This is a genomic window from Agromyces sp. Y182, assembly GCF_059445385.1.
This window is the reverse complement of record NZ_JCAIUF010000001.1, coordinates 946480-970331: the sequence shown is the minus strand read 5'-3', so window position 1 is coordinate 970331 and position 23852 is coordinate 946480. Positions and strand designations below refer to the sequence as shown.

Sequence of the window (23852 nt, the reverse complement as noted above, 5' to 3'; positions counted from 1 at the left end):
GGGGTGCTCTCGCTACGCTGAGCGAGCACGCAACGAGAGGACATCTCATGACGATCAACGATGACGACATCACCCTCGAGCCGGGCGCTGAGGGCGAGGGCACTGCCGACGGGGGTGCCAACCCCAAGGGCCACGATGGTGGCGCCGACGGATCCGCCGCCGAGGGCGAGGGCACTGCCGATGGCGGCGCGAACCCAGGTGGCCACGATGGTGGCGCTGACGGATCCGCGGCTGCGGGGGAGGGCACAGCCGATGGCGGCGCCAATCCCGGTGGCCACGATGGCGGCGCCGACGGTTCGGCGTAGTGACGCGCCCCGAGCGCGGGTCGAGCAGTCGGCCCGCGCTTTCGCGCTGCATCCGAGTCTCGGCTGACGAGTTCGCAGGCCGCTATTGGGGCCGCGAACCGCTGCTCTCCACGGCCGACGACCTCGACGGCGGCTTCGACGAGCTGTTCTCGGCGGCAGCCGTCGACGAGCTCGTCACCCGGCGCGGGGTGCGCACCCCGTTCATCCGCATGGCGAACGAAGGCTCGGTGCTCGCGGCATCCGACTACACCGCCTCAGGTGGTTTCGGCGCTGAGATCGCCGACCAGGTCTCGAGCGACAAAGTGCTCGCCGAGTTCGCGGGCGGCGCGACGATCGTGCTGCAGGGGCTGCACCGGCTCTGGCCGCCGATCATCGACTTCACGCGCGCGCTCATCGACGACATCGGCCACCCGGTGCAAGTGAACGCCTACGTCACCCCGCCGTCGTCGCAGGGCTTCGACCCGCACTACGACACCCATGATGTCTTCGTGCTGCAGATCTCGGGCGAGAAGCACTGGCGCATCCATGCGCCCGTGCTCGTCGATCCGTTGCGCACCCAGCCGTGGCAGCAGCACCAGGCAGCCGTCGCCCGGGAGGCCACGCACGAACCCGTGATCGACGCGGTACTGCGACCGGGCGAAGCGCTCTACCTCCCGCGCGGGTGGATCCATTCGGCGACCGCGCTCGGCGCGACATCCGTGCACCTGACCATCGGCATGGCGGCCTACACGCGAGCCGATCTCGTCGACGCGCTGCTGCGTCAGGTCGGCGACAACGCCGAGTTGCGCGCGTCGCTGCCGCTCGGCGTCGACGTGCGCGACGCCGCGGCACTCGCGCCGATCGTCGAGCAGACGGTGCAGGCACTCGTCGAGACACTGCAGCAGACGGATGCCTCGCGGCCGGCCGTCATCCTCAGTGCGCGCTTCGACGCCGAGACCCGTGCGGAGCCGGTCTCACCGCTCGCGACACTCGAAGCACTCGCGGTGCTCGACGCGTCGACCCCGGTGCGGTGGCGCGGCTCGCTTCCCGTGCGCATCACGACGGTCGACGACCGGGTGCGCATCGTGGCGCGCACGAAGACGGTGTCGCTCCCGGCCGAAGCCGAGCAGGCCGTGCGCCGGCTCGCCACAGGCGACGCCGTCACGGCGGCTCAGTTGCCGGGCCTCGACACCGACAGTGCGGTCGTCGTCGTGCGCAGGCTCGTGCGCGAGGGATTCGTGGTGGCGCCAGCGTGACCCTGGCCGCCGAGCACTGGGCGCCGTGCAGCGATCGCGCTCGAGAGCGGAGCGATCCGCTCGTCGGCACCGGGCCGCGCGGGCTGCGCTGGTTCCTCGTCGAGGTCGCGGCGAGCTGGGGGCAGAACGCCCTGCTCGACGAACCGTTCGATCGCGCGCTCGGCCGTGCGCTCGTGAAACGCATCGAGGGTGACGGCATGCGACCGCTCGCGATTCGTCGCACCGGCCGGCGGGCTGCCCCGACGGCGCAGCGCTGGGCGATCGTCGACTCGCGGCCGGGTCACGAGAGTGTCGTGTGGGGTGAGGTGGCGGATGCCGCGGCCCTGCTCGAGGTGCCGCTCGACGGGTCCACCGGCATCCCCTCATCGCAGCCTGTCTACTGCGTCTGCACGCACGCCCGGCACGACCAGTGCTGTGCGGTGCGCGGCCGCCGGGTGGTCACCGCGCTCGCCGAAGCGCGCCCCGAAGAGACGTGGGAGTGCTCGCATCTCGGGGGAGACCGGTTCGCAGGAACCATGGTGGTCTTTCCGCACGGGCTCTACTACGGTTACGCCGACGACGGTGACCCGGTGCGCATCGCCGAGGCATTCGACGAAGGCAACATCGTGCCCGAGCGGTATCGGGGGCGCAGCTCGCTGACGCATCCGGTGCAGGCCGCTCAGCACTTCGCGCGCGAGACGTTCGGCGACGAGCGCATCGGGTCGTATGCGCCGATCGCCGAGGAGGCCGCCGACACCGGCTGGCGCGTGCGGCTCGAAGGCGCTGAAGGCCCTGAAGGCCCGAACGGTGCTGTCGTCGTGGAGCTGGAGGAGACTCGTTCCGAACCCCTGCTGTCGACGTGTGCAGCCACCCGGTTCGTGCGCGTGCGGCAATACGAGCTTCGTTCGATCACGACCTGCAGCTGAGCAACTGAACGATCTCGAGCACATGATCCTCCACGCGCTCATTCCGATCGGCGTGATCTTCTCGTTCATCTCCGCAGGGACGTTGTGACCGCGGCTCGCCGCGGCATCCGCTCACGTGTCGCGGGTCAGGCGCCGCCGGCCTTCGTGAGCAGACGCATGAGCTCGGTGCGCTCCGAGGCGGTGAGCGCGCCGACCGTCTCGTCCAGCACGTCGTCGAGCACGCCGGCCCCCGCGGTTCGCGCCTGCTCGCCGTTGTCGGTGAGCCGGTGCCGCACGATCCGCCCTGGGCCGGCCTCCCGCCGGAGCAGTCCGCGGTCGACCATGCGCTTCGCGAGCTCGCCCATCGCCTGGTCGGTCTGGAACGTCAGCTCTGCGAGCCGGTGCAGCGATGCGTCGGGCTCGAACGAGAGATGGCGCAGCACGTCCCACTGCACGAGAGAGAGACCGACCGGCGCCAGTCGTCGATTGCCCTCCCGGTGATGCCGCCACTGCAGCCGCTTCACCGCGAGACCGATGTCCTTGAGTGAAGCCGTCATGTATCGAACATATCAGGAACCTTGCATTTCTACGCGCCCTTGTATAAGGTTCCTGATATGACGAGTGTCAACAGTCCTTCACCCTCCGAACAGCGCATCACCACCGTCGACGTCGGCGGCGTCCCCATCACAGTGAGCCGAGTCGGCGCTGGGCGTCCCCTCCTTCTCCTGCACGGCGGAGGGGGGCCCGCGACTGTGCTGCCGTGGGGAGCTGGATTCGCCGCAACGCGGAACGCCGAGGTGATCGTGCCCGTGCATCCGGGATTCAACGGCACACGCCGGCCCGAGTCGCTCCGCACGCCCCGTGGCCTGGCCGAGCTCTACGTTCGGATGTTCGACGCGCTCGATCTCGAGGCAGTCACCGTGGTCGGCAATTCGATCGGAGGGTGGATCGCGGCGGAGATCGCCGCGCTCGGGTCACCCCGGGTGTCGGCAGTGGTGCTCGTCGACGCCGTCGGTCTCTTGGTTCCCGGCCACCCCTACGTCGATTTCTTCTCGTTGACGCCCGCCGAGGTGGCCGCGCGGAGTTACCACGACCCGGAGCGGTTCGGCGTGGACCCGTCGAAGCTCCCGCCCGAGGTCCGGGCCGCGATGGCGGGCAATCGGGCGACCCTCGCGGTATACGGCGGTGACATGACCGACCCGACGCTTGCGAGCCGGCTGCCGCGCATCGACGTCCCCGTGCTCGTCGTGTGGGGTGCCGCCGACCGCATCGGCGACCCCGGGGTCGGCGAGGCGTACGCAGAGCTGGTCCCGGGCGCGCGTCTCGAGATCATCTCCGACGCCGGCCACCTCCCGCAGATCGAGACCCCGTCTCGCCTCAGCGAGCTCGTCGGTTCCTTCGCCGACCTCGGTGGCCGCCTCGAGGACGCGCTGTAGTGCCACCACCATGCTCGACGAACGGCCCCGCCGACGCCCTCGCGCACGCCCTGCTCGCCGTTCGATGGGGCCAATCGGCTCTACGGTGTAGATCCGGCCTCGACCTCGAGCAGGTCACCGACCCTCAGCCGTTCGCCGTGGCCGCCGCCGCGCGTGCCGCCTCAGCGGCACGCTCCACCCACTTCGGCGTCTCGCCATAACGCTGGAAGGACACCAGCCGGCCTGCCGCGCTGTCTTCGATGACCTGCCCGAGCCTCCGCTCGCGCGTGGCCTCCTGCTTCGCGGTCAGCACCCAGTGCGTGACCTGGCGCCGGTAGGTCGGAGTGGCCGCCTGCCAGAATGCGGATGCCGCGGCATCCGCCGCCAGTCGCGCCGCGGCCTCGGGCGGCAACTCGGTGTCGGGGTTCTCGTGGGAGTACACGCCCGAGCGGTCTTCGCGTCGCCGCTCGAATGCCGCGACGCCGGTGGGATGCATGCGCCCCTCGGCGCTGAGCTTCTCGACGAGGGCGATGTTCACGCTCGACCAGATGCTCGCCGGCTTGCGCGGTGTCCAGCGCTGGCGACGCGCGTCTTCGTCGATGCGCTGTGACACCGAGTCGATCCACCCGAAGCACAACGCTTCGGGCACCGCCTGTTCCCACGTGAGTCCGCGAACGGGCACGTGCATCTTGGAGAGGCCCATCCAGAGTTCGGTCTCGGTGGCGTGGTTCGCCTCGAGCCACGCGCGGAACTCCTCGGGCCCGGAGAAGAAGAGTGCCGGCCGCTCGGGGGTGCCGCCCGGAGTGCCGATGCCGATGGTCATGACCCGAGTCTGGCAGCAGCCACCGTCGGAGCGCCGTCGGAGGGAATCTCCCCGTGCGGTGTTGCCGATGCGTGAGTATTCTGAAGGGACCGGTCGACGGCGCGGATCTCGGATGGGACGGCGGCGATCGACCCGGTGGGCGGCTTGAGAACCAACGCCCGAACGGAGCGGCGCACCATGTCCTGGGATGACGATACCGACGTCGACGAATACGGCGAGCGTCGACCGGCACGGGCGTCGGCCTCGAAACGGCAGCTCGTCGCACGGGCGTCGGGATATGCGGGCCTCGTGGCCGCGGCCCTCGCATTGACCGTCGGTGCGGTCTTCGCGGTGAACGCCATCGGGCTGGCGGCCAAGCCCGGCGGATTCGCGGCACCCGCGGCGAGCGGCGGGCGCGTGGCCCTGCCTCCCGTGATCGCGAGCGAGCAGGAAGACCGCCCGCTCGAAACGACCGAAGAACCCGCGGCAGTCACTGGCTCGGAGGTCGCGCCGATCTCCCAGGTCGACCCCGAATGGATGTCGCAGATCAGCGCTGCCACGGGGATTCCCGAGCGAGCCCTCGAGGCATATGCACTCGCGCACGTCTCGATCGCCGAGGAGGAGCCGGAGTGCGGCCTCGACTGGACCACGATCGCCGCCATCGGTGCGATCGAGTCTGGTCATGGGAGCCACGGAGGGGCGCAACTCGACGAGAACGGCTCCGCCCGGCCTGCGATCATCGGTCCGGCACTCGACGGCAACGGCGTTGCCAAGATCGCCGACACCGACGGCGGGGAGTTCGACGGTGATGCCACATGGGACCGCGCGGTCGGACCCATGCAGTTCATTCCGTCGACCTGGGCGAAGTGGGGGAGCGACGCGAACGACGACGGCGTCGCGGACCCGAACCAGATCGACGACGCCGCTCAGGCTGCCGCACGGTACCTGTGCGCTTCGGAGCCGATGACCAACGCCGTAGGCTGGCGCGCCGCGGTGTTCTCGTACAACCACGACAACGACTACGTCGACAACGTCGCAACGGTTGCGAACGAGTACGCCGCTGCGGTCGAATAGAGCGCCGACCGCCGAAACGGCGGCCGTGTCACGCCCGATCGACTGACGGGAGGCGCCATGATCCAGGTTCGCGTGCTCGGGATCGCTCTCGACGGCAGCCGGCAGCACCTCGTGCTCCTGAAACCGCAGTTCGAGGAGCCGGGGGCCGGCTTGGTGCTGCCCATCTGGATCGGCGTGCAGGAGGCGACATCCATTCTCATCGCCATCTCGGGCGAGCAGGCGCCGCGTCCGCTGTCGCACGACCTCATGAAGCTGCTGCTCGACACCTTGGGTGCCACGGTCGAGCGCATCGACGTGACCCGCATCGAGGACGGCACCTTCTACGCCGAGATCACCCTCGACTCGATGACGGGACCATACGTCGTCGACGCGCGGCCATCGGACGCGATCGCGCTCGCCGTGCGCGCTGATGCGCCGATCTTCGTCGCTGAGGCGGTGCTGGATGATGCGGGAATCCCCGCCGAGATGGCCGAGACGGCTGAGACGGCCGAAATGGCCGAGACGGCCGAGCGACTCGATGACGAGGCGGATGCGAAACTCGACGAGTTCAAGCGGTTCCTCGACGAGGTGGACCCGGAGGATTTCCAGGGCTGAGTTCCCGGCACGAGCAGCGCGAGGAGCGCGAGGAGCGCGAGCAGGTGGCATCCGGGTGCCGAGCCCTCGGTCAGAATGGACTGATGACACACGACGAATCAGCTCGGGTCGCGCGGCTCCTCGAGGCCTACGACGAGCAATTGCGTACCGACGCCGAAACGCCGAGCGCGATCTCCGTGACCCGCCTCGGCCCGTTGCGCCTGGTCACCTTTGCGGGCGGGCGCGGATTCGTCACCTACCAGAACCTCGATGGTGCAGATGCGGGCGCGATCCGCGGCCTCGTGACCGAGGCGCTGAGCCACTACGAGCCCGACCCCGAGATCAGCCGGGTCGAGTGGAAGACCCGTGGGCACGACCACGCCCCAGGGCTGCACGACGCACTGCTCGAGCATGGTTTCGTCCCCGATGAAACCGAGTCGATCATGATCGGGGAGGCGATCGGGCTGGCCGTCGACGTTCAACTGCCCGAGGGCGTGACGGTGCGCCGAGTCACCGAGGAGTCCGACGTGCGCGCGATGAGCGCGGCGGCCGACGAGGCCTTCGGCGAGCCCGTCTCGGACGAGATGGCGAATGCCCTGCTGCGCCGGCTCGCGCTCGATGACGGCATGGAACTGTGGGTCGGCGAATTCGAAGGCCAGATCGTGACGACCGGGCGTCTGGAGCCGGTGCCGGGCACGAGCTTCGCCGGTATCTGGGGCGGAACAACCCGTGAGGAGTGGCGCGGGCGCGGCATCTACCGTGCGGTGACGGCAGCCCGGGCCCGCTCGGCGCTCGCCATGGGAAAGACGCTCATCAACAGCGACTCCACCGAGTTCTCACGTCCGATCCTCGAGCGCTCCGGATTCATGAAGGTGTCGACGACGACGCCGTACCTGTGGAGGCGTTGAGCGCCTCCAACCGGTCGGCTTCGGTTGCTACTGCGGTCGGACGTTGTAGTTCAAGGCGAAGAGATTGCCGGGGTCGTACCGGCGCTTGATGGCCGCGAGTCGCTGATACGTCTCGGGCGGGTAGATCGCCGCGACATCCGCCTCGGTTGCTGAAGCAAGGAAGTTCGCGTACGCGCCGCTGGCGTGAGATTCGAGCCGTTCCCAGATCGCTTCCAGAGCGGGCCGAACGGCCTCGACGACCGGCTCCGGACCGGCAACGGCCGTCACGAACATCAACTCCGCCTGGCGATGCGCATACGCCGTGGCGTCGTCGGGAACTCGGGAGACCGCGCCTCCGACGCTTCGAATGGAGATGGACGGCGACCACTCCGCCGCCGCGATCTCTGCAAGCAAGTGCAGCACCTCCTGCACGGAATCCCCGTCGACGAATGCGCTTCGAGTGACGAATCGGATGCCGGGCGGTGGCACCGCGCCGTCGACGAGCGTGTCCGAGTACGGCGTCAATGCGACCGTGTCGTCGATCACCGTGCCGAGCTTGCGGATCGGTTCGATCGCTCGAGCGGCGCGCTCGGGGTCGTCGCTGTCGAACGCGACCTGTATCTCGACGGGTGCTACGGGTCCGCCGGCGAATGGATTGGCAAGACTCGCATGGGAGGTGAGCTCTTCGGGAGCGGAGCGCAAGTAGTCCGCCCAGCCCTGCAGCACGCCAGCAGCCTCCGATGCCGGAAAGCTGATCTTGCCGTAGAACAGGTCGGTCGTCGGATGCGCCTCGAACTCGAAGGCGGTCACGATGCCGAAGTTGCCGCCGCCACCACGAATCGCCCAGAACAGCTCGGGGTTCTCCGTCGCGCTCGCATGCACGAGCTCGCCGTCGGCGGTGGCGACATCGACGGCGACCAGGTTGTCCAATGCCAGGCCGTACTTCCTGACCTTCCAGCCGATGCCGCCGGTCAAGGTCAATCCGCCGACTCCGACGCTCTTGGTGTCGCCCGAGGAGATCGCCAGACCGTGCGGCGCCAGGGACTTCGCAACGTGACCCCAGGTGGCACCGCCGCCGATCCGAACGAGGTGGCGAACCTCGTCGATGACCTCCACGTTCGCAAGTCGCCCGAGGTCGATCACGATGCCGTCGTCGTTCGTGCTGAAGCCCGGGAATCCGTGGCCGCCTCCGCGCACGGACAACGGGAGGCCTGCACTGGCGGCGAATCTGACGCCCGCTTGCACGTCGCCGACGCCATCGGGCCGCAGTACAACGGCCGGGCTCCCGGGTGCGAACATCGAATGACGCAACGATTCGTATTCCGCTTCGCCTGGTTGAATGAGGTCGCCGACGGCCTCACGGCGAAGAGTTTCAAGTGCTGAGCTCAATGGAGCTTCCTTTCGTGTCGAGAATGTTCTCCTCGCGTTCCGTGATGATCAGGCCGTTGCGAGGTGCGTACGTCGCGCTGATGAACATGAGACGCCGCCGACCCGATCCTTGTGACACACTTCGGCTTCATGACCTCCGATGTCACAGAACGGCGTGGCCCGGCGTCTGATGAATGACACGTGAAAGCGAAGAGGAGCATCATGGGCGAGGCATCCGAGACGGCTGACGAAGACTTCCCGCGGGAGATGAGCATTCACCGGCGTTCAGATGCCGCCACCGAGGTGTTTCTCGCCCACCGCAATCTGCTGTTCACCGTCGCCTACGAGATGCTCGGGTCGGCCGACGACGCTGAAGACGTCGTGCAGGAGACGTGGCTGCGTTGGGCCCGCGTCGACCACGACAGCGTGCAGAATCAGCGTGCCTACCTCGTGCGGATCGCCACGCGCCAAGCGCTCAGCAGACTGCGATCACTCGGTCGCCGCAGGGAGACATACATCGGTCAGTGGTTGCCGGAGCCCCTGCTGACCGCGCCTGACGTGGCCGACGACGTCGAGCTGGCCGACAGCGTCTCGACGGCGATGATGCTCGTGCTGGAGACGCTCACCCCGACCGAGCGGGCGGTGTTCGTGCTGCGAGAGGTGTTCGACGTCGAGTACGACGAGATCGCCGGCACCGTCGACAAGAGCCCCGCCGCTGTCCGTCAGATCGCGCACCGGGCGCGGGCGCACGTCGCAGCGCGTCGACCCCGTGTCGTCGTCTCCGCTGCTGAGACTCGAGACGTACTCGATGCGTTCCAACAGGCGATCGAAACCGGCGAGTTGCGGCGTCTCCTCGACATCCTCGCCCCGGATGTCGTGCTCGTGGGCGACGGCGGGGGAGTCGTGCAGGCTTCCCTCTCGCCCATCGTCGGCGTCGACGGAGTCCTGTCCGTGATGGGGAGGATTTCGGCTGCAGCGTCGCTGCAACAGGCGCAGGTCAACGGCCGACCGGCGCTGATCATCCGGCTCGACGGCGAGATCGACACCGTGATCACGCTCCACATCGAAGACGCCCGCGTCGTCGGGCTCTACGCGGTGCGCAATCCCGAGAAGCTGTCCCGTCTCGACGAGGAGACCACCCTGCGCCGCTGAGTGCACGCCGATGGTGCGGGCGGGCTCACCACCGGTTCCTGACGTCTTCGGCCCACCCGAGCAGCCCGCTCACCTCGAGCGGCCCGGCAACCGTGGGCACCGTGCCGCTGTAGTGCCCGAAGCACTGGTGGCCGGCGGTGGAGAGGATGCCGAGCTTCGTCGAGCTGATGTGATCCCAGAACGGCGTGAAGGTCAGGTCGAGGTTCGTGCCGCGGATGCGCCACGGGCGCAGCCAGTGCTGTTCGTCGTAGTCCCAGTCGAGTTCTTCGCTGATCTTGTGGAGGCGCCCGTCGAGCACCGTGGCGTTCTCGGTGATGCCGGTGCCGTCGGTCCAGCGGCCGCCGAGCTGAAGCCCGACGGTGCGGCCGTCGACGGTGCCCGATGCAGCGCCCCAGTTCCAATGGACGCGATACGGCCAGCGGCCCCGACCGTGGTCGACGACGGCCCAGCTCTCACCGGCGGGCAGCGCGATGGTCTCGCCCTTCACTGTGAGCGTGCCGCTCGCGGGGCGGGCGACGTCTTTCACCGTGTACTGGAAGCGGCGCCGTGACCACGGCACGACGAGCGCGAGTCGCTCGTGACCCGCCGGCAGGGCGGCGAGGATCTCGAACGAGACATCCGCGGTCTCGCCGCTGAGCAGCGTGCCTTCGGCGGTCTCTTCGATGTCGATGCGCAGGCCGCGAGCGACGGCATGCGCTGGGCCGGAGGCGAACGACGCAGGAAGCGTGACGCCCCGACCGAACGGAACCACGGCGCCGTGTTCGATCGTCTCGCCGCTCCGCCGGTCGTGCACCATGATCGAGTGCACGGCCGCGTAGTCGAGAGACGACACGGTTGCGGCGATCAGGTGAGTGGGCGAGGTCGCCGCCCAGTACTCCCAGCGCTTGTTCCGACCCCACCCCGACCGGCCACCGATGCCGGCGGTGTCGTGCAGCGGAGTACGTGTCCAGCCGACGGCGCGTGGGTTGAGGTCGCCGTTCGGCAGGCAGAGGGTGACGGGATCGGTCAGCTCGGTTTCATCGATCGGCTTGCTCATAGCCGCCCCGCGGGTTGGGGGCGATACCCGAGCTCTCGGATCGCTGCCTCCAATATCGTTCGCGTGGTGTCGCTGAGGTATTTGTGCCCGTTGACGACGTTCGAGACCGTGCGATACGAGACGCCGGCGACCGCCGCGACGTCTTTGAGTGTCGGCAAGCCGGCCCTCTTCGGCGAGGGGGTATCAGGACTCCGTTCCACGATCACATCGTAGTGAACGGTGTTGCAACGTTGACAGAGATCGGTATCGCCACGATGCAACATGCCTTTTCTTCTGCTTGCGTGTCCCTTCGGCGCACTGACCACGAGACGTACGTGGCAGGCAATTCCTCGACGAGGTGGAGCCCGAAGATCGCCAGGGCTGACCCGCTCACGACCTGACGGTCCGGACCTCGAGTTCCGTCAGGAAGCTCTGCCAGGTCCGCGTGCCGCGGTGCGCTTCCTCGCCCGCGAGGTTCTCACCCGCGCGGTAGGCGCGTCCGACGGCGCCGGGAAGGCGGATCGGGAGGCGGCCGCGCCGTTGCCGAGCACCCGTCACCTCGGTGAACGTCGCCACGAGCTGCGCCACATCGAGCACCTCCGGCCCGGCCAGGTCGGCGACCCGGCCGGCCGGCGCGCCGAGTGCGAGTTCCGCGAGCCGCGCCGCGACCTCGTCGCCGTCGACCGGCTCGAAGCGCAGGCCGCCGGGTACCGGCAGCAGCGGCATCCGCGCCATGCCTCGTGCGACCGGGAGCACGAAGTCATGCAATTGCGCGGCACGCAGTACGGTCCACGGCACACCCGATTCGGCGATCACCCGCTCGGCTTCCGCCTTGGCCCGGAAGTAGCCGATCGGCATGCGATCGGCGCCGATGACCGAGATGAGCACGAGGTGACGCACCCCGGCCTCGCGCGCCGCGACAGCGAGGTTTCGCGCGGCGACCTCGTCGCCCTTCGCCCCGCCCGCGAGGTGCAGCACGACGTCGACGCCGTCGAGCGCGGCGGCGAGTCCATGCCCGGCGACGGTGTCGCCTGCGACATGCTGGATGCCGGGCTCGGCACCACGCGGATGCCGCGACAGAATTCGGATGTCGCGGCCGGCCTCGCGCAGCAGCGGCACCACGCGGCTGCCGATGTTGCCGGTACCGCCGGTCACGAGCAGAGGTGCGTTCATTGGTCGAGTTCCTCTCATGTCACATTCGAGGGCGTTCCCTCGTCGATATCCCGACGATCGAACTCGAGGAGATGTGACATGACCGATCGAAGAATCCTGGCGCGACGGTTCGAGACCGAGCGACCGCGGCTGCGGGCGATCGCCACGCAACTGCTCGGCTCGGCCGCCGATGCCGATGACGCCGTGCAGGAGACCTGGCTTCGCCTCGAACGAGTGGATGCCGCGGGCATCGACAATCTCGAGGCGTGGCTGACGACGGTGGTCTCGCGGGTCAGCCTCGACCTGTTGCGCGCGCCGCGCCGCAAGCGGGAGCATTCGTGGCAGGTCGAGCCCTGGCGGGACGAACCCGTCGCGACGGAGGCCGACCCCGCCGAGCTGGCCGCCCAGAGCGATCGCGTGAGCGTCGCGCTGCTCGTGCTGCTCGAGATGCTGAGCCCCGCGGAGCGCATCGCACTCGTGCTGCACGACGTCTTCGGCCAGTCGTTCGACGAGGTCGCGGTCGTGCTCGATCGTTCGCCCGAGGCGGCGCGGCAGCTCGCCTCTCGGGCGCGCCGGCGTGTGCGCGGCGCCGAAGAGCCGGCGCGGCCGGATCGGGAACGTGGCCGGCGCATCGTGAATGCGTGGCTCGCCGCCGCTCAGCACGGAGACATCGGCGCGCTGCTGGAGCTGCTCGACGACGGCGCGGTGCTGCGCGCTGACTACGGCACGTCGATGCAGCTCGTCGAGGGTTCGCGGGCGATCGCCGAGCAGGCGGTGCTCTCGGGCCGTCTCGCCGCGCACTCGACGCCGATCCTGATCGACGGTCGACCGGGTGTCGCCGCCGTGATGAACGGACGCGTCGTGTCGATCATGGCGTTCGACCTCGACGGCGACCGGATCGTCGCCCTGGAGGTGCTCGCAGATCCGAGACGGCTCGAGGCGCTCGGCGTCGACCGGATCGTGGGCGGCGGCGCAAGCTGATCACGGCTGCGCTTGCGTCTGCGTCTGCGTCTGCGTCTGCGTCTGCGTCTTCGCCTGCGCCTGCGCCTGCGCCTGCGCTTGCGAATGGTTGCGAACGCCGGTGAGCATCACTTGCGGACGATGTTGTTCACGAAATTGCTTGCCATAATGTCAACAATCTGAGTATGGTGCGTGCAAGCGCGGCGTTTCCCGCCGGGCATTTTCCCCAATGGAGAGGAAGATCGTGGCAGGCAACCAACCCCGAAGAGATTCGGCGATACCGAGTCCTCAATCCGCTCGTCGAGCGGCACGCGCATTCGGCCGGGCGGCGACCGCCCTCGGCACGGCTGCGCTCATGGTCATGCTCGGTGCGGCGCCGATGGCGACCGCCGCGGCATCCGCACATCGCTCTGCACCCGACGCGGAAGACGCGAAGCTCGCCTTCGACGACTCCGCCTACACGACCCTGACGGTCGACATCGACGGCACCCCAACGCAGGTGCGCTGGTACCAGGAGGTCTGCTACGTCGCGGACCCGATCCTGATGTCGAGCACGCAGGGTCAGAACACGATCGCCAACCCCGCCTGCGGCTATCAGAGCATGAACGTCTTCGTGCCCGAGAGCGCCGCCGCCGACCAGGACGCGGCGATCTACTTCGCCGTCAACAACAGCGGATGGTTCGCGAGCTACATCCGGGCGTCGGTGACCGACGGTGCCCAGTTCGACAGCACCAAGAGCAATGTCGGTGCTGCGCTCAAGGCCGGATTCGTGTTCGTCGACGTCGCTTCGCGTTCGCGCGGCGTCGTAGCCGCCGATGCGAGTTACGCCGGGAAGGCCCCGGCGCCCGTCGTCGACGCGAAGGCCGCCGTTCGGTATCTGCGCCTCAACGACGGCGCCATGCCCGGCAGCGCCGAGCGCATCGTCATCAACGGAACGAGCGGGGGCGGGGCGCTCGTCTCGATCCTCGGCGCCTCCGGCAACAGCCCGGACTACGAGCCCTACCTCGCCGAGATCGGCGCAGCGGGAATCTCGTCGAGAGGCAAGAGCACGATCGACGACGACGTATTCGCCGTGGCCGCGTACTGCCCGATCACCGACCTCGGCCACGCCGACATCTCGTACGAATGGCTGTTCTCGACGCTCGGCACACGGGCAACCGTCGGATCCACCGCCGACCCGGCGACGAGTGCCGCGCTCGCCGCTGACTTCCCGGACTACGAGAAGTCCCTTCGCCTGACGGCAGCCGACGGCACCCGGCTCACCGCCGACAACATGCTCGACGAGATCGAGGGTGAGGTCATCGACGCGGCAGTCACCTACATGCAGGCCGATCCCGCCAATGTCGTCCCCGACCTCGGCGAGGACATCGTCTACACGAGCCCGGGGTCGCCGGGGTCGCCGCCGAAGTCGGGCACCTACACGAACGACTGGATCGACGTCGACAACGACGCGAACACCGTGCTCTCGATGGATATGGAGCGCTATCTCGCGTTCCTCGGGACGCAGGCGACGCTCAAGCCGGCACCCTCGTTCGACCAGACCGGGGTGAACAACCTCACGGCGGGGGAGTCGAGCTTGTTCGGCACCTCGGCGCAGATCTACTCGAACTTCACCGAGTACAGCTGGGAGCACAACGCCATCGCGGGCGATGGGGTCGGCCTCGACGACACCGGGCTCACATGGGCGCGGTTCATCCGTCAGCGCAGCACCGTCGTCGATGAGCAGGTCGACCTCGTCGATCCCATGCGCTTCATCGGCACGAGCGCCGACACGGCGCCGTACTGGTACGTGCGCCACGGCACGCGCGACCGCGATACTGCGCTCACGATCTCGCTCAACCTCGACCGGGCGCTCGAGTCCGATCGCGACGTGCGCGACGTGAACTACCGTCTCGCCTGGGATCGCCCGCACTCCGGCAACTACGACGTGCCCGAGGCCATGCAGTGGATCGAGAATGCGCTTGCCGCGGCCGATGCGCGACTCGCGACCGTGACGGTGTCGAGCGGTTCGTGGTCGCAGACGGTCGTGGTGACCGGCAACGAAGTGGAGGTGACGGTGCCGAAGGGAGTCAGCCGGGTCTCCGTCGCCGCGACCGCGAGATCAGCGGATGCCTCGGTGAAGGCGCCGAAGTCGGTGCAGGTGTCATCGCACCACCGGAAGGCGAACGCGGAGATCGTCGTCACCGCTGCCGATGGAAGTGATCGACGCAGCTACACCCTCAGTGTGAAGCCCGGTCGCTGACATGACTCGAAGCCCCCTTCGCCGCGCGGCGGAGGGGGCTTCGTGCGGTCTCAGCGGTCGGATGCGATGCCGGTCATCGCCCCCGTCATGGTCTTCGCGCGCTGGATCTCCTCCCAGATGCGCGTGCGCAGCACACCGAAGCGCTCCGCCGACCGCGTGGTGATCTGATCGCGATCGGCGGGAAGGTCGATCGTCACGTCGTCGAGCACGACGGTCGGTGAACTGGTGAGCACGATGACCCGCTCGGCGAGATAGACCGACTCGTCGATGTCATGGGTGACGAAGAGGATCGTGACGCCGAGCGTCTTCCAGATGCGCCGGATGAGGTCTTCGAGGTCGGCGCGCGTCTGCGCGTCGACCGCCGCGAACGGTTCGTCCATGAGGAGCACCTGTGGCCGATACGCCACTGCGCGCGCGATCGCCACGCGCTGCTGCATGCCACCCGACAGCTGCCAGGGGTATTTGGTCGCCGCATCTGAGAGCCCGACCGCCTCGAGTGCCTCGGCGACGCGTTGGCGGCGCTCGGCCTTCGGCATCCGAGCGGACTTCAACGGCAGCTCGACGTTCGCCTCGACGCTCATCCACGGGAAGAGGCTTCGCCCGTACTCCTGGAAGACGACCGCCATCGTCTTGGGCGGGCCGACGATGGGCGAGCCCTCGAGCTCCAGCCGGCCGCTGGTCGCCGGGAGCAACCCCGCGATGCACTTCAGCAGCGTCGTCTTGCCGGCGCCCGATGGCCCGACGATGCAGACGAGCTGACCGGCAGGCACGGTGAAGGTCAGGTTGCGCACCGCCTCCACGTCGTCGCCGGTCGGCGAGGAGTACACCTTCCGCAGCCCGTCGACGACGAGCATCGGCGCCGCGTCGGCGCGCGAGGGTTCAGGATTCACGCTGGACCTCCCTGAGTCCGTGGTACCAGCGGAGGATCCGCCGTTCGATGAGTCGGAACACGGCGCTCAACCCCAGGCCGATGAGGCCGAGCAGCAGGATGCCGCTCCACATCTCGGGCACGGCGAAATTGCGCTGGAATTGCACGATGGTGAACCCCAGCCCCGACGATGAGGCGAACATCTCGGAGATGACCATGAGGATCAGGCCGATCGACAGCGACTGCCGTACGCCCGTGAGAATCTGCGGGGCCGCTGCCGGCAGCACGAGATGGCTCAGCCGGAAGCGTCCTTCGATGTGGTAACTGCGGCTGGTCTCGCGCATGACCTCGTCGGTCGCGCGAACGCCCTCGACGGTGTTGAGGAGGACCGGCCAGATCGCCCCCGAGATGATCACCGCGACCTTCATCTGATCGTTCACCCCGATGATGAGCATGAGGAGCGGCACGAGCACCGGCGGTGGGATCGCCCGGAAGAACTCGAGCAGCGGCTCGAGCAGCTGGCGGATCGTGCGGACGGATCCGATGACGACGCCGATCACGATGCCGAGCACGATCGCACCTGCGAGGCCGGTGAACAGGCGGCCGAGACTCGGCAGCACGTCCTCCCAGAAGCGCGGTCCGAACCAGGTCGTGACGAAGGTCTCGAGCAACTGACCGGGCGTCGGTACGAAGAACGAAGCGCCACCCACGGTCGCCGCCCACCAGGCAGCGATGAGGACCAGCGGAAGGCCGATGACGTACGCGAACGACTTCAGAGCGCTCATGCCTCGAGCTCCGATCGCACCGAGGTGTGCCAGGCGAGGGCCCGCCGCTCGACCAGGCGTGCGAGAAGGTTGATGGCGACGCCGATGAGGCCCGTCGCGAGCACGAGCGCGTACATCTCCACGACGGCGCCGCCGGACTGGGCGAGGGCGATCTGCTTGCCGAGGCCGTCGGTGCCGATGATGAGCTCCGACGTGATGGCGAGGATGAGCGCGATGGTCGCGGCGAGTCGCACCCCGGTCATGAGATACGGCAGTGTGGTGGGCCAGACGACGTGACGGATGCGGCTGAGTCGTCGCAGTCCATAGCTTCGCGCGGTGGCGTCGGCCACCGGGTCGACATCCTGGGTGCCGTAGATCACTTGGAGCAGCACCTGCCAGAACGCGGCGTACACGATGAGGAGCAGGCTCGACTGGATCTTCGTTCCAAAGAGGAGGACGGCGAGGGGGATGAGGGCGACGGAGGGGATCGGCCGCAGGAACTCGATCGTCGACCGCGTGGCCCGCTCGAGGAAGCGGCTCGACCCGATGAGGAACCCGAGGAGCGTTCCGGCGACGACGGCGATCGCGAGGCCGATGGCCCAGCTCGTCATCGTGGCGCCGACACTGCGCCAGAATGCCCGGTCGGCGAGGTCGCCGGCGAGCTGGAGGAGCACTTCTCCGGCGGGAGGGAGGAACCGGGGGTCGACGAGGCCGAGACGGGACACCGCCTCCCAGAGGAGGAGGAACCCGATGATGCCGGCCGAACCGAGCAGCGCGGTGCGGCCCCGCCCGGGACGGCGGGCGCGCCGCCGTCCTGGGGAGGCCGCCGTTGTGGTGGTTGGCTCCGAACTCGTCAGGGTCACGGAAGCAGTGCGTCGAGATCGGGCGCCTGGGTCAGCACCCCGTAGGACTGCGCCGCCTCGGCGAGCTTCTCCATGGCGCCGCGATCGATCTCGAGAGGCCAGGTCGGCAGCACGATCTTTTCGAGCGTCTCGGGCGGCGTCTTGGTGTACGTCGCGATGATCTCGCGCACGGCGTCGGGGTTCTCCTGCGCGTACTCGAGCGACTTCTGCATCGCCGACTGGAACTTCTCGACGACCTCGGGGTCGCTCTCGATGAAATCGGTCGTCGTGAAGTACGACGCGATGTCGAGCTTCGGGTCGAACTCGGCGTAGGCGTAGGAGACGACCCGGTCGCCGGCCTCGATCGCCGAGGTGACGAACGGCTCGACGACGAACGCCGCGTCGACCTGGCTGTTCTCGACCGCCGCGATGGCGTCGGGGAAGGGCACCTCGACGAAGGAGATCGTCGAAGAATCCGCTCCGGCATCGTCGACGAGGGTGCGCACGATCGTGTCATTGATGTTGCCGAGGCTGTTGCTCGAGACGGTCTTGCCGGCGAGGTCGGTCACGGACTGGATCGGCGAGTCGCCCTTGACGATGATCGCGCCGAAGTCGGACTCGGTGTCGCCCGTCGTCGCCACCGCAGAGCTCACCGCCTTGAGGGGCAGCCCCTTCTCGGCCGCCACCATGAGCGAGAGCATGTTGCTGAAGCCGAATTGGTAGTCGCCGGCGACGACGGCCGGCACGATGGCGGCACCGCCGGTGGCGGTCTCGATGGTGAGATCGAGTCCGGCCTCCTCGAAGAAGCCCTGCGCGTCGCCGAGATAGAGCGGCGCCGTGTCGGCGATCGGAATCACGCCGACGGTGACGGGGGTGAGCTCGGCCGCACTGGCGCTCGCGGCGGGGGTCTCGTTACCGGCTTCGGAGTCGGTGCATCCGGAAAGGGCCAACAGGGCCACCGCGGCGACCCCGATCATGCTGATGCGATTCATGTCACTCCGTTGTGAGGGAAGGCGGCCCCGCCAGGACACTTCGTCCGGCCGGGCTGGTTGCCGTGTCTGCCGCGACCCTACGGCTGTTCAAGAATCGGTGTCAATAACGCAACCAAAATTGTTAGCAATCGGATGCACGACCCATCGCTGTTCACCTGAGCTGCGGTATCGACTGTCCGTGGTCGTCGAGCGTGCGCAGGGTGGTGATGACGCTGCCGATGTGGTCGGCCATGAGTCGACCGGCCCGCTCTGCGTCGTGATCGCAGACGGCGTCGATGATCGCCAGGTGTTCGGGCAGCGAGACACTCGGGCGGCCGGGCACGAGGGAGAGCCGGAACTGATGTCGCACCATCTGGCCGTTCAGCTGCTCGATGATGCGGGCCGCGGTGGCGTGGTGCGCGATCTCTCGCAGACGGGAGTGGAGCGTGGCGTTCAGGTCGGAGTAGCGCATGAGCTCGCCCTGCTCGACGGCGACGCGCATGCTCTCGCCGAGAGCGCGGAGCTCGTCGATCTCGGCATCGCCGACCTGCTCGGCGGCCCGCGCCGCGACCAGCGCTTCGACGGCTTGCCGGATCTCGGTGATCTCGACCGCTTCGTCGACCGAGATCTCGCGCACGCGAGCGCCCCGATTCGGCTGGAGCTCGACGAGGCCGTCGGCGGCGAGCTGCAGCAGCGCGTTGCGGATGACGAATCTGCCGGCGCCGTAGCGCTCGGCGAGTTCGGCCTCGATGAGCCGCTGGCGCGGTGCGAAGTCCCCGCGGAGGATCGCACTCCGCAACTGGGCATGGACATCTTGGAGGTCGCTCACCGACCGCCCCCTTCTCTGCATCGACATCGATGATCTGCGATTCTCGGTCACTCCGAGACATCCGCCACGCAGCTCGCTCGACTCATTCTGTCGCCCGACGGGTCGTCAGCAAAATTGTTGACAATAGTTGCGACACTCGGCAGAGTGGTGTCGCACATCGATCTGGAGGTTCAATGTCGAATCAGTCCCCGCTTCTCGTGGTCACCGCACACCCCGGCGACTTCGTCTGGCGAGCCGGCGGTGCGATCGCACTCGCGGCCTCGCGCGGGCAGCGCGCGGTCATCGCCTGCCTGTCTTTCGGCGAACGGGGTGAATCGGCGAGTGCCTGGCGCGCGGGGAAGAGCCTCGACGAGATCAAGGCGCTCCGCCGCGAAGAGGGTCAGACCGCAGCCGATGCGCTCGGTGCCGAGGTGCGGTTCTTCGACGCCGGCGACTATCCGCTCCGCGAGAGCGACGAACTCATGACGAGCCTCATCGACCTCTGTCGCGAGGTGCAGCCGGCGGTCGTGCTCACGCACGCGGCGGCCGACCCCTACAACATGGACCACCCGAAGGCCGCCGAGATCGCGCTCCACGCTCGCGTGCTCGCGCAGGCTCCCGGCGTCTCCGGCCCCGGAGAGGTGATCGGCGCGCCGCCCGTGTTCGCGTTCGAGCCCCACCAGAGCGAGGTGTGCGGCTTCGTTCCGAACGTGCTGCTCGACATCAGCGAAGTCTGGGAGAAGAAGGTCGCCGCCATGAATGCGCTCGGCGCGCAGGGGCACCTCGTCGAGTACTACACCGACCTCGGCAAGCGCCGTGGCGTGCAGGCCAAGCGCAACAGTGGGCCGAATCTCGGCTTGCCGGTGCACGCCTACGCCGAGGCGTTCCAGCGGTACTACCCGCAGGTCGCATCGGAGCTGGCCTGACCATGAGCCGACACTACGTCGTCCGCGACATCGACCGTGCACCAGCAGAAGTGATCGAACGCCTCGCCCGCGCTGGAGTCGCGAGCGTCCACGAGGCGGCGGGCCGCGTCGGCCTCGTCGGGCCGCGGATCACGGCGCGGCTTCCGGGCGCGTCGGTCGGCGGCTCGGCCGTCACCGTGCTCAGTCACCCCGGCGACAACCTCATGATCCACGCCGCCGTCGAGGTGTGCCGGCGCGGTGACGTGCTGGTCGTCGCGACGACGAGCGGGTCGACCGACGGCATGTTCGGCGATCTGCTCGCCACCTCGCTGCGTTCCCGCGGCGTGGTCGGCCTCGTGATCGACGCCGGCGTGCGCGACATCGCGACCCTGCGCGAGATGGGCTTCCCGGTGTGGTCGCGCGCGGTGCACGCCCAGGGCACGGTCAAGGCGAGCCCGGGATCGGTCAACGTGCCCGTCGTGATCGCGGGCCAGGCCGTGCACCCCGGCGACATCATCGTGGCTGACGACGACGGCGTGGTCGCGTTGCCGATCCGACGTGGCGTCGAGGTGGCGGATGCCGCGGACCGCCGCCGAGCGAACGAGGAGGCCAAGCGAGCCACGCTCGCTTCGGGAACCCTCGGGGTCGACCTGTACGAGCTGCGACCCCTCTTGGCCGAACTCGGCGTCGCCTACGTGGACCGTCTTCCGGAAGGCACCGATCGATGAGCAGCCGAATCACGGTGCTCGGCCTCGGCGAGGCGGGTCGTGCGTTCGCGAACTCGCTCTCGGCCCAGGCCGTGGTGACCGGGTGGGACCCGTTCGCGGCGGACGCGGTCGACGGTGTGCGAATCGCGGCGTCCGGCGAGGAGGCCGTCGCAGACGCAGACGCCGTGCTCGCCTTCACGACCGCCGCGCACAGCGCGGACGCACTCGCGACCACCATCGCCGCAGCGCCGCGATCCGCCGTGCACGCCGACTTCGCCACCGCCGGGCCGCGCGCGAAGGCGGAGCTCGCGGCACGTGCGGCGGCCGCCTGCATCCGGTTCGCCGACGCGGCGATCATGGCGCCGGTCCGTCGCGGTGCCGACCGCACGCCGGTGCTCGTCTCCGGCGAACCGGTCGCGACCGAGGCGCTGCGTGCCATCCTCGGCGAAGCGGGCTACCCGGTCGAGGTGCTCGACGGTCCCGCCGGGACATCCGCTGCTCGAAAGCTGCTGCGCAGCCTCCTCGTCAAGGGACTCACGGGTGTGATGATCGAATCGCTCCGCGCGGCCGAGGCCCAGGGGCTCTCCGACTGGTTCGGCGAGCATCTCGTCGAGACCCTCGAGCGGCTGGATCGGCCGACGCTCGCGGGCCTGCTCGACGGCACCCGGCAGCACAGCGCGCGTCGGGTCGAGGAGATGGCGGCGGCGGCCGAGATGGTCGAGGCGGAGGGCGGCCGTGCCGACATCGCGCGCGCCGTGGCCGAGGTGCTCCGCTCCGTCGCGAGCGACGGGGTTCCGAACGGAGGGCACCTGTGACCGACGGCATCCGGTGCATGCTGATGCGCGGCGGCACCTCGAAAGGCGCCTACTTTCTCGCCTCGGACCTTCCCGAAGACGCAGCCGAGCGCGACGAGCTGCTGCTCCGGGTGATGGGTTCGCCCGACCCGCGCCAGATCGACGGGCTCGGCGGGGCGCACCCGCTGACGAGCAAGGTCGCCGTGGTCGGCCCGTCGACGCATCCTGACGCGGATGTCGACTACCTCTTCTTGCAGGTGGTGCCCGACCGGCCGATCGTCAGCGATCGTCAGACCTGCGGCAACCTCCTCGCGGGCGTGGGGCCGTTCGCGATCGAGCGCGGGCTCGTGGCGGCGGCCGCGGAGCAGACCGAGGTGCGCATCCGCATCGTGAACCCGACTGCGAGCATCGTCGTGGCCCGCATCGCGACCCCGGGTGGCGTGGTGCGCTACGACGGCGACACCGAGATGGCGGGCGCGCCGTTCCCCGCGGCCGCGATTCCGCTCGACTTCCCGGGCGACGGCCGGCCCGCGTTCCCGACGGGGCGGCTCGTCGATCACTTCGACGGCATCGACGTGACGTGCGTCGATGCCGGCATGCCGGTCGTGCTCCTCCGCGCATCCGACCTGGGCCTCGTCGGCGACGAGTCGCCCGCCGAACTCGAAGCGAACGACGAGCTTCGCCGCCGCCTCGAGCGGATCCGCCTCGCCGCCGGCCCGGCCATGGGACTCGGTGAGGTGCGTGACTCGACGGTGCCGAAGCTCACGATCGTCTCGCCCGCACGCCACGGCGGCCTCGTGACCACGCGCACCTTCATTCCGCATCGCGTGCACGAGGCGATCGGCGTTCTCGGCGCCGTCTCGGTCGCCGTCGGATGCCTCGCCGAAGGCACGATCGCGACCGTCGATGCGCCGGGCTCGGGCCCACGCCGGGTGGAGCATCCGACCGGCGCACTCGAGGTCGACGTCGAACTGGCGGGCGCAGGAGCGGCGACGTCCGTCGCCCGCAGTACGCTCGTGCGCACCGCCCGCAAGATCATGGACGGGCAGGTTTGGCCTCGCCCACAGCAAACGACAGCCGTCGCCCCGCGCGCCGACGCCGACGCGCCCGACGAAGGAGCCACGTGAACGAGCATGCAACCCCGCGCCTGACGCACGATCCCGAAATGCGTCGCGACATCGCCCACATCGGCCCCATCGAGCTCTACACGCCCGTGCTCGAAGCGAGCCGCGACTTCTTCGTCGATCTCATGGCGATGCGCGAGGTGGCCCGCGACGAGACATCCGTGTACCTGCATGCGTGGGACGACTACCAGTCGTACACCGTGCGGCTCATCGAGCGGGAGCAGCCGGGCATCGGGCGCACCTACCTCCGTGGCGCGAGCCCGCAGGCGGTCGAGCGTGTGTGGGAACGCATCGCGTCCGCCGGGCTCGCGCGCGGCACCGACGACTCCGCGCGTGGTCTCGGCGAGGTGGCGCTGTTCGACGACCCCGACGGGCACCCGATGGGCCTGTACTGGGATGTCGACTGGTACGAGGCCGACGAGACCGACACGCCTGCGCTGAAGAACCAGGCGGCCGCCTTCCCCGGCCGGGGCGCGAACGTGCGCCGCATCGACCACGTGAACTACCTGACCGGGAACGTGCCCGAGACGGCCGAGTTCCTCGGCGGCGTGCTCGGCGCCCGCTGTACCGAGCGCATCGTGACCGACGACGGCGAACCCAGCGCCGTCTGGTTCAATCTCGGCAACAAGACCTACGACCTCGTGTACACCGACGACTGGACCGGGTCTCATGGACGGCTCCACCACGTGGCCTTCGCGACCGACACCCGCGAAGACATCCTCCGCGCCGCCGACGTGTTCCTCGAGGCGGGCATCCACATCGAGACCGGGCCGCACAAGCACGCCATCCAGCAGACCTTCTTCCTCTACGTCTGGGAGCCCGGCGGCAACCGGATCGAGTTGTGCAACGCCGGCGCCCGCGTCATCCTCGCCCCCGACTGGAAGACCATCAGCTGGACCGCCGCCGAACGCGCCAAGGGCCAGGCCTGGGGTCTGCAGACGATCGAGACGTTCCACACGCACGGCACGCCCATCGTGTGACGCCTCGAAGACGGCGAGAATGGCT

Annotated in this window: 26 protein-coding genes; 15 read left to right on the top strand and 11 right to left on the bottom strand. The window is 68.8% G+C overall.

The window, feature by feature from the left end; all coding sequences use genetic code 11:
- Positions 1 to 47: 47 nt before the first annotated feature.
- Genes AC1C2R_RS04490 through AC1C2R_RS04480 form a run of 3 tightly spaced genes read left to right on the top strand, consistent with a single transcriptional unit; the run spans position 48 to position 2445 of the window.
- On the top strand, positions 48 to 305 hold the full coding sequence (locus tag AC1C2R_RS04490; protein ID WP_495351342.1) for a BatC protein: 258 nt from the start codon (positions 48 to 50) through the stop codon (positions 303 to 305).
- Positions 305 to 1540: a cupin domain-containing protein gene (locus tag AC1C2R_RS04485; protein WP_495379118.1), complete on the top strand. Its 1236-nt coding sequence runs from the start codon at positions 305 to 307 to the stop codon at positions 1538 to 1540. Before AC1C2R_RS04490 ends, AC1C2R_RS04485 begins: the two co-directional genes overlap by 1 nt.
- Positions 1537 to 2445 (top strand): ferredoxin family protein, encoded by a 909-nt coding sequence (locus AC1C2R_RS04480; protein ID WP_495379117.1) that lies wholly within the window; start codon positions 1537 to 1539, stop codon positions 2443 to 2445. Before AC1C2R_RS04485 ends, AC1C2R_RS04480 begins: the two co-directional genes overlap by 4 nt.
- Positions 2446 to 2570: 125 nt before the next feature.
- Here AC1C2R_RS04480 and AC1C2R_RS04475 read toward each other — a convergent pair whose 3' ends face one another.
- Complete coding sequence (locus AC1C2R_RS04475) at positions 2571 to 2981, bottom strand: MarR family winged helix-turn-helix transcriptional regulator (protein WP_495351339.1); 411 nt, start codon at positions 2979 to 2981, stop codon at positions 2571 to 2573.
- A 57-nt stretch (positions 2982 to 3038) separates the two neighbouring features.
- Between AC1C2R_RS04475 and AC1C2R_RS04470 the strand changes: the two genes are divergently transcribed.
- On the top strand, positions 3039 to 3860 hold the full coding sequence (locus AC1C2R_RS04470) for an alpha/beta fold hydrolase (RefSeq protein WP_495351338.1): 822 nt from the start codon (positions 3039 to 3041) through the stop codon (positions 3858 to 3860).
- A gap of 124 nt (positions 3861 to 3984) precedes the next feature.
- Here AC1C2R_RS04470 and AC1C2R_RS04465 read toward each other — a convergent pair whose 3' ends face one another.
- On the bottom strand, positions 3985 to 4662 hold the full coding sequence (locus AC1C2R_RS04465; protein WP_495351337.1) for a YdeI/OmpD-associated family protein: 678 nt from the start codon (positions 4660 to 4662) through the stop codon (positions 3985 to 3987).
- 177 nt (positions 4663 to 4839) lie between these two features.
- Here AC1C2R_RS04465 and AC1C2R_RS04460 point away from each other — a divergent pair, with 177 nt between their 5' ends.
- From AC1C2R_RS04460 to AC1C2R_RS04450, 3 genes are all read left to right on the top strand, one after another.
- The gene (locus tag AC1C2R_RS04460) at positions 4840 to 5715 is read left to right on the top strand and encodes a lytic transglycosylase domain-containing protein (RefSeq protein WP_495379116.1); all 876 of its coding nucleotides are present in this window, start codon (positions 4840 to 4842) and stop codon (positions 5713 to 5715) included.
- A 57-nt stretch (positions 5716 to 5772) separates the two neighbouring features.
- Entirely contained in the window at positions 5773 to 6309 is a 537-nt protein-coding gene (locus AC1C2R_RS04455) for a bifunctional nuclease family protein (protein ID WP_495379115.1), read from the top strand.
- Positions 6310 to 6392: 83 nt separating this feature from the next.
- The gene (locus AC1C2R_RS04450) at positions 6393 to 7196 is read left to right on the top strand and encodes a GNAT family N-acetyltransferase (protein ID WP_495379114.1); all 804 of its coding nucleotides are present in this window, start codon (positions 6393 to 6395) and stop codon (positions 7194 to 7196) included.
- 27 nt (positions 7197 to 7223) lie between these two features.
- On the opposite strand, the gene AC1C2R_RS04445 is transcribed toward AC1C2R_RS04450, so the two are convergent.
- Positions 7224 to 8474: an FAD-binding oxidoreductase gene (locus AC1C2R_RS04445; protein ID WP_495379113.1), complete on the bottom strand. Its 1251-nt coding sequence runs from the start codon at positions 8472 to 8474 to the stop codon at positions 7224 to 7226.
- A gap of 336 nt (positions 8475 to 8810) precedes the next feature.
- On the opposite strand from AC1C2R_RS04445, the gene AC1C2R_RS04440 reads away from it, so the two are divergent.
- On the top strand, positions 8811 to 9695 hold the full coding sequence (locus AC1C2R_RS04440) for an RNA polymerase sigma-70 factor (protein WP_495380369.1): 885 nt from the start codon (positions 8811 to 8813) through the stop codon (positions 9693 to 9695).
- A 25-nt stretch (positions 9696 to 9720) separates the two neighbouring features.
- On the opposite strand, the gene AC1C2R_RS04435 is transcribed toward AC1C2R_RS04440, so the two are convergent.
- The 3 genes from AC1C2R_RS04435 to AC1C2R_RS04425 all read right to left on the bottom strand — a co-directional run bounded on the left by AC1C2R_RS04435 (position 9721) and on the right by AC1C2R_RS04425 (position 11883).
- Complete coding sequence (locus AC1C2R_RS04435; RefSeq protein WP_495379112.1) at positions 9721 to 10731, bottom strand: DUF2804 domain-containing protein; 1011 nt, start codon at positions 10729 to 10731, stop codon at positions 9721 to 9723.
- Entirely contained in the window at positions 10728 to 10889 is a 162-nt protein-coding gene (locus AC1C2R_RS04430; RefSeq protein WP_495379111.1) for a LacI family DNA-binding transcriptional regulator, read from the bottom strand. The genes AC1C2R_RS04435 and AC1C2R_RS04430 overlap by 4 nt, the downstream gene beginning before the upstream one ends.
- A gap of 211 nt (positions 10890 to 11100) precedes the next feature.
- Complete coding sequence (locus AC1C2R_RS04425; protein ID WP_495379110.1) at positions 11101 to 11883, bottom strand: SDR family oxidoreductase; 783 nt, start codon at positions 11881 to 11883, stop codon at positions 11101 to 11103.
- Positions 11884 to 11961: 78 nt separating this feature from the next.
- Between AC1C2R_RS04425 and AC1C2R_RS04420 the strand changes: the two genes are divergently transcribed.
- Positions 11962 to 12843 carry a sigma-70 family RNA polymerase sigma factor gene (locus AC1C2R_RS04420; protein ID WP_495351329.1) on the top strand — a complete coding sequence of 294 codons (882 nt, stop codon included), beginning with the start codon at positions 11962 to 11964 and terminating at the stop codon, positions 12841 to 12843.
- Between the two features lie 223 nt (positions 12844 to 13066).
- Positions 13067 to 15064: a subtype B tannase gene (locus AC1C2R_RS04415; protein ID WP_495379109.1), complete on the top strand. Its 1998-nt coding sequence runs from the start codon at positions 13067 to 13069 to the stop codon at positions 15062 to 15064.
- Between the two features lie 50 nt (positions 15065 to 15114).
- On the opposite strand, the gene AC1C2R_RS04410 is transcribed toward AC1C2R_RS04415, so the two are convergent.
- From AC1C2R_RS04410 to AC1C2R_RS04390, 5 genes are all read right to left on the bottom strand, one after another.
- Positions 15115 to 15954, bottom strand: a complete 840-nt coding sequence (locus AC1C2R_RS04410) for an ABC transporter ATP-binding protein (RefSeq protein ID WP_495351327.1) — start codon at positions 15952 to 15954, stop codon at positions 15115 to 15117.
- A complete protein-coding gene (locus AC1C2R_RS04405; RefSeq protein ID WP_495379108.1) occupies positions 15944 to 16717 on the bottom strand; it encodes an ABC transporter permease in 774 nt (257 codons plus the stop codon). Before AC1C2R_RS04405 ends, AC1C2R_RS04410 begins: the two co-directional genes overlap by 11 nt.
- Positions 16714 to 17553, bottom strand: coding sequence for an ABC transporter permease (locus tag AC1C2R_RS04400; RefSeq protein ID WP_495353188.1), 840 nt, complete (start codon positions 17551 to 17553; stop codon positions 16714 to 16716). Before AC1C2R_RS04400 ends, AC1C2R_RS04405 begins: the two co-directional genes overlap by 4 nt.
- 2 nt (positions 17554 to 17555) lie before the next feature.
- Positions 17556 to 18530 (bottom strand): ABC transporter substrate-binding protein, encoded by a 975-nt coding sequence (locus AC1C2R_RS04395; RefSeq protein ID WP_495351325.1) that lies wholly within the window; start codon positions 18528 to 18530, stop codon positions 17556 to 17558.
- A gap of 151 nt (positions 18531 to 18681) precedes the next feature.
- Positions 18682 to 19338 (bottom strand): GntR family transcriptional regulator, encoded by a 657-nt coding sequence (locus AC1C2R_RS04390; RefSeq protein ID WP_495351324.1) that lies wholly within the window; start codon positions 19336 to 19338, stop codon positions 18682 to 18684.
- A 173-nt stretch (positions 19339 to 19511) separates the two neighbouring features.
- Here AC1C2R_RS04390 and AC1C2R_RS04385 point away from each other — a divergent pair, with 173 nt between their 5' ends.
- From AC1C2R_RS04385 to AC1C2R_RS04365, 5 genes are read left to right on the top strand one after another with little or no spacing between them, the layout of a single operon-like run.
- Positions 19512 to 20243: a PIG-L deacetylase family protein gene (locus AC1C2R_RS04385; RefSeq protein ID WP_495351323.1), complete on the top strand. Its 732-nt coding sequence runs from the start codon at positions 19512 to 19514 to the stop codon at positions 20241 to 20243.
- Positions 20244 to 20245: 2 nt separating this feature from the next.
- On the top strand, positions 20246 to 20950 hold the full coding sequence (locus AC1C2R_RS04380) for a 4-carboxy-4-hydroxy-2-oxoadipate aldolase/oxaloacetate decarboxylase (RefSeq protein ID WP_495379107.1): 705 nt from the start codon (positions 20246 to 20248) through the stop codon (positions 20948 to 20950).
- The gene (locus AC1C2R_RS04375; protein ID WP_495379106.1) at positions 20947 to 21744 is read left to right on the top strand and encodes a DUF1932 domain-containing protein; all 798 of its coding nucleotides are present in this window, start codon (positions 20947 to 20949) and stop codon (positions 21742 to 21744) included. Before AC1C2R_RS04380 ends, AC1C2R_RS04375 begins: the two co-directional genes overlap by 4 nt.
- Complete coding sequence (locus tag AC1C2R_RS04370) at positions 21741 to 22850, top strand: 4-oxalomesaconate tautomerase (protein WP_495379105.1); 1110 nt, start codon at positions 21741 to 21743, stop codon at positions 22848 to 22850. Before AC1C2R_RS04375 ends, AC1C2R_RS04370 begins: the two co-directional genes overlap by 4 nt.
- Entirely contained in the window at positions 22847 to 23827 is a 981-nt protein-coding gene (locus tag AC1C2R_RS04365) for a VOC family protein (RefSeq protein WP_495379104.1), read from the top strand. Before AC1C2R_RS04370 ends, AC1C2R_RS04365 begins: the two co-directional genes overlap by 4 nt.
- Positions 23828 to 23852: the final 25 nt, after the last annotated feature.